This is a genomic window from Streptomyces sp. MnatMP-M17 (assembly GCF_900091995.1).
Classification (GTDB): domain Bacteria; phylum Actinomycetota; class Actinomycetes; order Streptomycetales; family Streptomycetaceae; genus Streptomyces.
Window position 1 is genome coordinate 1 of sequence record NZ_FMDK01000270.1, and the last position, 9,282, is coordinate 9,282.

Sequence of the window (9,282 nt, forward strand, 5' to 3'; positions counted from 1 at the left end):
CCAGCCGACGCGGCCGACGCGGACGCGCCGTGGCCGCGGCGCTGCTCGTCGGTGCGATCGGCTCGGGATGCGCCGCCGGAGCAGGCGAGGTGCCCAAGCCCGCCGCCGGGCGCCCTGGCCTGCCGGGCGGGCCCGGCCATGGCGCCCAGGAGGCGCAGAAGGAGGCTCCGGCCGGCATGATCGCCGGTTACGCCGACAACCTCCGCCGCAACCAGGCGGCCCGTGCGATCGCGGCCAAGAAGTGGGGGCTCAGCGCCACTCCGCTGCCCGCGCCCAGGCCGCCGACCGTCAAGCCGGCCATCACCACCCGCGAGGGCTTCGAGGTCCAGGACAGCGAGGATCTGCCGCCGATCTTCACCACCGTCCCGACCAAGGACAAGGTCGTCTTCCTGACCATCGACGACGGCTCGGAGAAGGATCCCGAGCTGCTGCGGATGATGAGCGAGCTGAAGATCCCGTACACCGCCTTCCTCAGCGACTACGTCATCAGCAACAACTACGACTACTTCAAGAAGATGCAGGACAACGGGGTGACGCTGAACAACCACACCCTCAACCACCCCTATCTGCCCGGTCTGTCCTACGACGAGCAGAAGCGGGAGATCTGCGGCCAGCAGGACAAGCTCCAGCAGCGGTACGGGCACCGGCCCACGCTCTTCCGGCCGCCGTTCGGCAACTACAACCGCGACACGCTGGTGGCCGCCAAGGAGTGCGGTGTGAAGGCCGCACCTCTGTGGGCGTCGGAGGCATTTCCCGACCATATGGAGTGGCGTGAGTGGGACAAGGACATGCACCCCGGGGACATCATCCTCACCCACTTCCGCGGCCCGGACGAGTGGGCGGGCTCCATGCCCGACATGATCCGGCAGGTGATGAAGGTGATCACGGACAAGGGCTACGCCGTGGGCAAGCTGGAGGACTACGTATGACACCGCTGGAGGAGTACGTATGAAACCGGAGGCGCAGCTATGAGGCTCGGGGAGGACGCGTGCGGCCCGGTCGCTCCCGTCGCGTCGGTCGCTCCGGCGGGCACGGCACGTACGCGCCGTGGGGCCACGGGAGGCCGTATGAGGGCTGAGTACCGGTTGCTGGCCGGTGCGCTGGCGGCCGGCGCGCTCATCACCGCCGGCTGCGCGCAGTCGTCCGATCCGGTGGACCCGATCGAACGGCTCGGCCGCAAGGCGGCGCAGAAGGTCGGCCCGCACACGCCGCCCTCGGTGCCCGGAGCGGACGGCAGGCCGGGCGCCGTACGGCTCGCTCCGCAGCCCCGGGAGATGTGCCCCGGGGAGGAACGCCCGGCCCTGGACCCGGACCCGGGCGCAGGTCCCGGCGGCCCCGGTGTGAACGCGGGAGCCCGGCTGTGAGCGCACGGACCTCAGCGGCGCGCGCCCGGCGGTGCGCGCCGAGCCGCTGCGCAGCCCTGTGCGCCGTCACGTAAGCGTGTGCGCGGCTCGTACGGTCGTACGGAATCCAGGGCCCCGCATGCGCGTTTCCGTATCGAGACAGAACCGCCACGCCCAGCCGTATTGGCACTCCGCTTGACCGAGTGCTAACCGCGGTCATAGTCTCGGGTCTGGCACTCCCCAATGGAGAGTGCCAAAGCGCGACTGGCAGGTCCGGCACCCGCGACGACGGATCTACCTGGTCGCCACCCTCAGACAGTTAACCCCGTGAGATCTCCGAAGGGGGAGGTCGGATCGTGACGACCGCCAGCACCAAGGTTGCCATCAAGCCGCTCGAGGACCGCATTGTGGTCCAGCCGCTCGACGCCGAGCAGACCACGGCCTCTGGCCTGGTTATCCCGGACACCGCCAAGGAGAAGCCCCAGGAGGGCGTCGTCCTGGCTGTCGGTCCGGGCCGTTTCGAGAACGGCGAGCGGCTCCCGCTCGACGTTTCCGTCGGCGATGTCGTTCTGTACAGCAAGTACGGCGGCACCGAGGTGAAGTACAGCGGCGAGGAGTACCTCGTCCTCTCGGCTCGCGACGTGCTCGCGATCATCGAGAAGTAATCACCCACGTTCGAGTTTGCTTGTGAACCGCGCCCCTGGCCGCCCTGCGATTGCCGGGCGGACAGGGGCGCGATTCGTGTGAGAGGACAGAGAAAGCTCCCATGGCGAAGATCCTGAAGTTCGACGAGGACGCCCGTCGCGCCCTCGAGCGCGGCGTCAACAAGCTTGCCGACACGGTGAAGGTGACGATCGGCCCCAAGGGCCGCAATGTCGTCATCGACAAGAAGTTCGGCGCCCCCACCATCACCAACGACGGTGTCACGATCGCCCGTGAGGTCGAGCTCGACGACCCGTACGAGAACCTGGGCGCGCAGCTCGTGAAGGAGGTGGCGACCAAGACCAACGACATCGCGGGTGACGGCACCACCACCGCCACGGTACTGGCCCAGGCGCTGGTCCGTGAGGGCCTGCGCAATGTCGCCGCCGGCGCCTCCCCGGCCGCCCTGAAGAAGGGCATCGACGCCGCGGTCAAGGCCGTCTCCGACGAGCTGCTCGCGACCGCCCGTCCGATCGACGACAAGTCCGACATCGCCGCCGTGGCCGCGCTCTCCGCGCAGGACCAGCAGGTCGGCGAGCTCATCGCCGAGGCGATGGACAAGGTCGGCAAGGACGGTGTCATCACCGTCGAGGAGTCCAACACCTTCGGTCTGGAGCTGGACTTCACCGAGGGCATGGCCTTCGACAAGGGCTACCTCTCGCCGTACATGGTCACCGACCAGGAGCGTATGGAGGCCGTCCTCGACGACCCGTACATCCTGGTCCACCAGGGCAAGATCTCCTCCATCCAGGACCTGCTGCCGCTGCTGGAGAAGGTCATCCAGGCGGGTGGCTCCAAGCCGCTGCTGATCATCGCCGAGGACGTCGAGGGCGAGGCGCTCTCCACCCTCGTCGTCAACAAGATCCGCGGCACCTTCAACGCGGTCGCGGTCAAGGCTCCCGGCTTCGGTGACCGCCGCAAGGCCATGCTCGGCGACATTGCCACCCTCACGGGCGCGACCGTCATCGCCGAGGAGGTCGGCCTCAAGCTCGACCAGGCCGGTCTGGACGTGCTGGGCGCCGCCCGCCGCGTCACCATCTCCAAGGACGACACGACCATCGTCGACGGCGGCGGCAACTCCTCGGACGTCGCGGGCCGTATCAACCAGATCAAGGCCGAGATCGAGGGCACGGACTCCGACTGGGACCGCGAGAAGCTCCAGGAGCGCCTCGCGAAGCTGGCCGGCGGTGTGTGCGTGATCAAGGTCGGCGCCGCCACCGAGGTGGAGCTGAAGGAGAAGAAGCACCGTCTGGAGGACGCCATCTCCGCGACCCGCGCCGCGGTCGAGGAGGGCATCGTCTCCGGTGGTGGCTCCGCCCTGGTGCACGCGGCCAAGGTGCTGGAGGGCAACCTCGGCAAGGAGGGCGACGAGGCCACCGGTGTCGCGGTCGTCCGCCGCGCCGTTGTCGAGCCGCTGCGCTGGATCGCCGAGAACGCCGGTCTTGAGGGCTACGTCATCACCGCGAAGGTGGCGGAGCAGGACAAGGGCCACGGCTTCAACGCGGCCACCGGCGAGTACGTCGACCTGGTGAAGGCCGGCGTCATCGACCCGGTGAAGGTCACCCGTTCCGCGCTGGAGAACGCCGCGTCCATCGCGTCGCTGCTGCTCACGACCGAGACCCTGGTCGTCGAGAAGCCGGCCGAGGAAGAGGGCGACGCGGGCCACGGCGGCCACGGCCACAGCCACTGAAACCCGGCGCGCACGACCGTACGGTCATACTGAGGCCCGGCACCCCGCTCAGGGGCTGCCGGGCCTCGGTGCGTCCGGCCATCACGCCGACGCGTCGCCTACCGCGGCCCGTACTTGCGGCCCGTCTTCGAGGTGATTCCGCCGAGCAGGCCGCGCGGGGCCAGTTTCACCGCGCCCATCAGCGCCTTGTACCGGGGATCCGGTACGGACACCGTCTTTCCGCGGGACAGATCCACCAGCGCCGCCGCCACCAGTTTGTCCGCGTCGAGCCACATCCAGCCCGGGATGTTCTCCGTGCCCATGCCGGCCCGTTCATGGAACTCGGTCCGTACGAATCCCGGACACAGCGCCATCAGCCGTACGCCCGTCCCGGCCAGATCCCGGGACACGCCCTGGGTGAACTGCACGACCCAGGCTTTGGACGCACCGTACGTACCGCGCGGTACGAACGCCGCCACCGACGCCACATTGACGACTCCGCCCCGGCCGCGCTCCCTCATCCCCGCGACGCCCGCCGACGTCAGCCGCAGCACCGCCTCGCAGTGCACCTTCAGCATCGTCAGCTCATCGGCCATGGAGACATCGAGAAAACGTCCCTTGTTGCCGAAGCCCGCGTTGTTGACCAGGAGATCGACCGGCGCTCTGCGGTCCGAGAGCCGCCTCTCCACCGACGCGATCCCGCTGTCGGTCGAGAGGTCGGCCGTCAGCACCTCGGCCTCGATGCCATGCCGGTCGTGCAGCTCGGTGGCCTGTTCCCGCAAGCGCGTGGTGTCGCGCGCCACCAGTACGAGATTGTGCCCGTCCGCCGCCAGCCGGCGCGCGAAGGCGGCACCGATCCCGGCCGTCGCGCCCGTAATCAAAGCAGTCGTCATACGCGGCACGTTAGTGCCTGAGTCAGTGCCCCTGGTGTGCGTGGACGGCAGATGGACGGCCCGCCCGCTGTCCCTTGGCGACCACCACGAACTGGCCCATCATTCCCTGGTCCTCGTGGTAAAGCAGATGGCAGTGGTACATGTACGGAGCGTTCGGATCGGCCGGTCCGTCGAAGCGTATCGCCAGCTTCACGGTCGTACGGTCCGGCAGGAAGACGGTGTCCTTGGCGCCGCGCAGGGCCGGTTCCGGCTCCCGGCCGTTCACCGAGAGCACCTTGAACTGCACACCGTGGACATGGAAGTTGTGCGGCATCCCATTGGTGTTCCGTACGGTCCAGACCTCCGTGGTGCCGCGCGTGATCGTGTCGTCGATCCGGCCCATGCTCATCGGCTTACCGTTGATCCCGGACACCTGGAGGTTGAAGAACCGTCCGCGCGCGGCCTGTGAACCGTCCGGCAGATCCAGCTTGCCGAAGGCGGCGGGCAGCGCGGGCGAGTGACGCAGGTGCTTGCTCGCGCGGAGTTCCAGGATGTCGAAGGTGTCGTCGCCGCCGTTGAAGCGCTGATTGTAGAAGTCCTGGCCGATAGAGAGCGGATAGTTGCGCAGTACGGTCCGCTCCCCGGGCCGTACGCGCACCACTATCTCGGCGCGCTCGCCCGGCGAGAGCTGGATCCGGTCCATGGGCGCCGCCTTCTCCAGCAGTCCGCCGTCGGTGGCGATGAGCGAGAACGCGCGGCTGTCGTCAAAACCGAAGTCGTAGGTGCGGGCGGTCGAGGCGTTGAGGAGCCGCAGCCGCACGAGTTCGTCCTCGACCACGCGGTAGGGATCGAGCGTGCCGTTCACCATGGTCCGGTCACCGAGGAAGCCGACCGTCTGGAGCACTCCGTGTCCGTGGTCGAACCGGGCTCCGTCGAACTTCACGTCCTGGACGATCAGCGGCAGATCGTTGACGCCATAGGTGTCCGGCAGCCCGAGCCCGAGGGACTTCGCGTCGTCGAGGATGAACATCCCGGCCAGACCGCGCTGTACATGGTCCTCGGTCTCGCCGTGCGGATGCGGGTGGTACCAGAGCGTCGCGGCCGGCTGGTCGATCTTCCAGTGCGGCGACCAGGCCGTACCGGGAGCGACCATCTGGTGCGGGCCGCCGTCCATCTTCGCGGGCAGCCGCATCCCGTGCCAGTGCACGGTCGAGGCCTCGTCCAGTGTGTTCCGTACCCGCACCCGGACCTTCTCGCCGCGCTCGGCGCGCAGTGTGGGCCCGAGATAACTGCCGTTGAAGCCCCAGGTCGGAGTTTTCCTTCCGGCCGTGAACTCCGTTTCGCCGGACTGCATCTTCAGGTCGAAGACCCGGGTGCCGTCAGGATCGACCGACGACTTGGCGAGCGGTGGTACAGCCAGCTCGTTACGGAAGCCGCCGCGGCCGACCGTGGAGACCTTGGCGCCGGAGTACACCCAGAGGAGACCACCGCCGATCGCCAGGGTGAGAACGATCCCGAGCGACAGCAGAATGATGAGGACGCGCTTGAAGCCAGACATGCTCAGAGCGTCCCGGCGGGCGCCACTTCACTTCATCGGGGGCGCCCCCGAGGCGCCCCCGAGACCCCACCGGTCACTCTCAGGGGCATCCCCTACGCACGAAGTATTCCGCCCAACAAGCCCCAGGTCAGGGCCGTTTCACCGATATTACCGTCCCTTGGGCAACCCTGACCTCCATGCCGTTCCGCCGCTATGCCGTCCCGCCGTCTCCGTACTTGGCGACATACTCTCGCGCGCTCTTCAGCTCCCGGGCGTGGAGCGCCTCTCCGGCGGCGAGGACGCGCGGCAGCAGCGCACGCTCGGTGGTGGCGGCACGGAACGCCATGGCGACCGTCACCTCGTGCGCGGGCCGGTGGATGATCTCGATGGCGTCGCCCGCGCGGATGTCGCCCGGTGTGATCACCCGTAGATACGCGCCCGTCACGGCCTGTCCCGTGAAGCGCTTCATCCAGCCCGTCTCGCCGAGCCAGGCCTGGAACGTACGGCACGGAATCCGCCCGCTCGTCGTCTCCAGCACCACCTCGGAGCCGATCCGCCAGCGCTCACCGATCTTGGCGTCGGTGATGTCCAGGCCGTACGTGGTGAGATTCTCGCCGAACGTGCCATTGGGCAGCGGCCGGCCCAACTCCCGCTCCCAGAAGTCCAGATCCTCCCGAGCGAACGCGTACACCGCCTGATCGCTGCCGCCGTGGTGGCGCAGATCGCAGACGGTGTCCCCGTCGAGACCGCTGCCGCCCTCGCCCTTCGGTCCCGGATCCGCCACCCGTACGGGACCGTCGGCGGGCCGCTTGTCGATCCCTGTGGCGCCCATGTCGGCGTACTCCACGGCCTTCGGCCGTCCCACATTCACGGTCAGAAGCTTCATACCCGCCACGTTATCCGGCCTCATCCGGCTCCTCTCAAACAAACCATCGGTTATCTGGCGATCTCCCAAAGACTCTCTTATGGTGAGGGAGTGATCGAGGCCCGCCATCTCCGAGTGCTGCGCACCGTGGCCGCCACCGGCTCCTTCTCGGCGGCGGCGCGCGAACTGGGCTGTACGCAGCCGGCGGTCAGCCAGCAGATGAAGGCGCTCGAAGCGTCCGCCGGCACTCCGCTGATCGTCAGGACCGGCCGGGAGACACGGCTGACGGAGGCTGGCGAGGTGCTCGTACGGCACGCGACGGGCATTCTCGCCGGACTGGCCGCCGCCGAGGAGGAGATGGCGGCCATCGCGGGGCTGCGGGCGGGCCGGGTCAGGCTCGTCTCGTTCCCGAGCGGCAGCTCCACACTGGTGCCCACCGCGCTCGCCGCCCTGCGCGCGGCCCATCCGGGCACCCGGGTCTCGCTCGTCGAGGCCGAGCCGCCGGCCTCCGCGGTGATGCTGCGCGAGGGCGACTGCGATGTGGCACTGGCGTTCCGGTACGGCGGCTCCGCCGCGGAGTGGGACGACCTGGTCGTGCGCCCGCTGCTGGTGGACCGGCTCGTCGGAGTGGTCCCGGAAGGGCACCGGCTGGCGGGCGCGGGTGAGGGCGTGGGCGATGATGAAGGCGCGAGTGAGCGCGCGGGAACGGTCGCGATCGGTGAGCTGGCGGACGAGCCGTGGATCGCGGGCTGTCCGCGCTGCCGCAAGCAACTCGTGGACGCCTGCGAGGAGTCGGGATTCACGCCCAGGATCGATTTCGCGACGGACGACTATCCGGCCGTGATCGGCCTCGTCGCGGCGGGGCTGGGGGTGGCGATGCTGCCGGAGCTGGCGCTGGAGGCCGTACGTCCCAGAGGTGTCCGTACGCTCACGGTCGAGCCGTCGGTCCACCGGGAGATCGTCGCTCTGACGCTGCCTGATCTGGCGCAGGTGCCGACGGTGGCGGCGACATTGGATCAGTTGGTCCTGGCCGCCGCGCGCTGATCCCTCGCGGGCGGAAAGGGAGTTGCAGGAACGTTTCTGCGATGTATCGGCGGTGCTTGTCGGGTCAGTCGTTGGGGTGGCCGTCGTGGCTGTCATGGCCGTCGGCGCCGTTCGTGCCCGGCGCCGAGGTCGAGGCCGACGCGGTGATCAGCCGGGTGCGCGCACGTCCCATGAGTTCCTCACGCTCGTCCTCGGTCAGTCCGCCCCACACGCCGTACGGCTCCCGTACCGCAAGCGCGTGCGCCGCGCACTCCGCGCGTACCGGGCATCGCATGCACACCTCTTTTGCCGAGTTCTCACGCGCGCTCCGTGCCGCACCTCTCTCACCCTCCGGATGGAAGAAGAGTGAACTGTCGACACCACGACAAGCTGCCAGGAGCTGCCAGTCCCACAGATCTGCGTTCGGTCCGGGAAGGCGGGAGAAATCTGCCATTGCTCATGTCCCCTTGAAACCGTGCTAAGTGGATACGGGCCGCTTGGACGCCGGGTACGAGCCCGACGCGCAACTCGCACCGGTGCTCACGACCGTACATCTACTATCCAAGTAGATGTAAATATGACTCATTGCGAATCTAGCCACAGACACCAGTAAAAGTGAAGAAAAGCCGCCAAATAGGGCATAGCTCTAAGTGAGACCCCGGCGACCTGCGGCGCTCTCCTCTGTGTCCGACCCCTCACGGGGAGTGCCGAACTCCACCGTCCGACCCGTAACTCTTTCGAGTGACCGTCGTTGAGTGTGCGAGGCGGTTGACAGAACGAGCGCTCGGGCACATGTCCGAGAGCGTCAATCGCACAGGTGACGATATGTACCAGCCTGGAGGCTCAAGGTGACGCGCATCAGCTGCGGAGGACGGTCATGACATCCGTCCTCGTCTGCGACGACTCCCCGCTTGCCCGAGAGGCGCTCCGCCGCGCGGTCGCGACCGTGCCCGGCGTCGAGCGCGTGACGACCGCGGCCAACGGCGAGGAAGTCCTCCGCCGCTGGGGCGCCGATCGGTCCGATCTGATTCTGATGGATGTACGGATGCCGGGCCTGGGCGGTGTCGAGACGGTCCGCAGGCTGCTCTCGGCCGATCCCGGAGCCCGGATCATCATGCTCACGGTCGCGGAGGACCTGGACGGCGTCGCGCTCGCGGTCGCCGCCGGTGCCCGCGGCTATCTGCACAAGGACGCCTCGCGCGCCGAGCTGCGCGCGACCGTCACCCAGGCGCTCGCCGACCCGACCTGGCGGCTCGCGCCGCGCCGGCCGC

The 9,282-nt window shown here is 68.5% G+C and carries 10 protein-coding genes; 6 read left to right on the plus strand and 4 right to left on the minus strand.

The features are described from left to right. From GA0115259_RS12870 to groL, 4 genes are all read left to right on the plus strand, one after another. Positions 1-929 (plus strand): polysaccharide deacetylase family protein (locus GA0115259_RS12870; protein ID WP_370747670.1); only part of this gene is annotated, 929 nt, incomplete at its 5' end. 138 nt (positions 930-1,067) lie between these two features. Beyond that, a complete protein-coding gene (locus tag GA0115259_RS12875; RefSeq protein WP_141716546.1) occupies positions 1,068-1,364 on the plus strand; it encodes a hypothetical protein in 297 nt (98 codons plus the stop codon). 335 nt (positions 1,365-1,699) lie between these two features. After that, entirely contained in the window at positions 1,700-2,008 is a 309-nt protein-coding gene (gene groES / locus GA0115259_RS12880) for a co-chaperone GroES (RefSeq protein ID WP_023539274.1), read from the plus strand. Positions 2,009-2,109: 101 nt separating this feature from the next. Then, positions 2,110-3,735, plus strand: a complete 1,626-nt coding sequence (gene groL / locus GA0115259_RS12885; RefSeq protein WP_093595394.1) for a chaperonin GroEL — start codon at positions 2,110-2,112, stop codon at positions 3,733-3,735. Positions 3,736-3,833: 98 nt separating this feature from the next. Here groL and GA0115259_RS12890 read toward each other — a convergent pair whose 3' ends face one another. The 3 genes from GA0115259_RS12890 to GA0115259_RS12900 form a co-directional block, all read right to left on the minus strand. Continuing rightward, positions 3,834-4,607, minus strand: coding sequence for an SDR family NAD(P)-dependent oxidoreductase (locus GA0115259_RS12890; protein ID WP_093595397.1), 774 nt, complete (start codon positions 4,605-4,607; stop codon positions 3,834-3,836). Positions 4,608-4,629: 22 nt separating this feature from the next. Next, positions 4,630-6,144: a multicopper oxidase family protein gene (locus GA0115259_RS12895; protein WP_093595400.1), complete on the minus strand. Its 1,515-nt coding sequence runs from the start codon at positions 6,142-6,144 to the stop codon at positions 4,630-4,632. 190 nt (positions 6,145-6,334) lie between these two features. Then, positions 6,335-7,009 carry an MOSC domain-containing protein gene (locus tag GA0115259_RS12900; protein ID WP_093595403.1) on the minus strand — a complete coding sequence of 225 codons (675 nt, stop codon included), beginning with the start codon at positions 7,007-7,009 and terminating at the stop codon, positions 6,335-6,337. Positions 7,010-7,099: 90 nt separating this feature from the next. Between GA0115259_RS12900 and GA0115259_RS12905 the strand changes: the two genes are divergently transcribed. Next, complete coding sequence (locus tag GA0115259_RS12905) at positions 7,100-8,032, plus strand: LysR family transcriptional regulator (RefSeq protein ID WP_093595406.1); 933 nt, start codon at positions 7,100-7,102, stop codon at positions 8,030-8,032. Positions 8,033-8,096: 64 nt separating this feature from the next. On the opposite strand, the gene GA0115259_RS12910 is transcribed toward GA0115259_RS12905, so the two are convergent. Then, positions 8,097-8,465 (minus strand): WhiB family transcriptional regulator, encoded by a 369-nt coding sequence (locus GA0115259_RS12910; protein ID WP_093595409.1) that lies wholly within the window; start codon positions 8,463-8,465, stop codon positions 8,097-8,099. A gap of 423 nt (positions 8,466-8,888) precedes the next feature. On the opposite strand from GA0115259_RS12910, the gene GA0115259_RS12915 reads away from it, so the two are divergent. After that, on the plus strand, positions 8,889-9,282 hold a 394-nt coding region (locus GA0115259_RS12915; protein WP_141716547.1), incomplete at its 3' end, for a response regulator.

Bases quoted from the DNA above. Each gene is read 5' to 3' on its own strand.
- GA0115259_RS12895 (WP_093595400.1), bottom strand. From the start codon at position 6,144: ATGTCTGGCTTCAAGCGCGTCCTCATCATTCTGCTGTCGCTCGGGATC.
- groL (WP_093595394.1), top strand. From the start codon at position 2,110: ATGGCGAAGATCCTGAAGTTCGACGAGGACGCCCGTCGCGCCCTCGAG.
- GA0115259_RS12890 (WP_093595397.1), bottom strand. From the start codon at position 4,607: ATGACGACTGCTTTGATTACGGGCGCGACGGCCGGGATCGGTGCCGCC.
- GA0115259_RS12875 (WP_141716546.1), top strand. From the start codon at position 1,068: ATGAGGGCTGAGTACCGGTTGCTGGCCGGTGCGCTGGCGGCCGGCGCG.
- GA0115259_RS12910 (WP_093595409.1), bottom strand. From the start codon at position 8,465: ATGGCAGATTTCTCCCGCCTTCCCGGACCGAACGCAGATCTGTGGGAC.
- GA0115259_RS12900 (WP_093595403.1), bottom strand. From the start codon at position 7,009: ATGAAGCTTCTGACCGTGAATGTGGGACGGCCGAAGGCCGTGGAGTAC.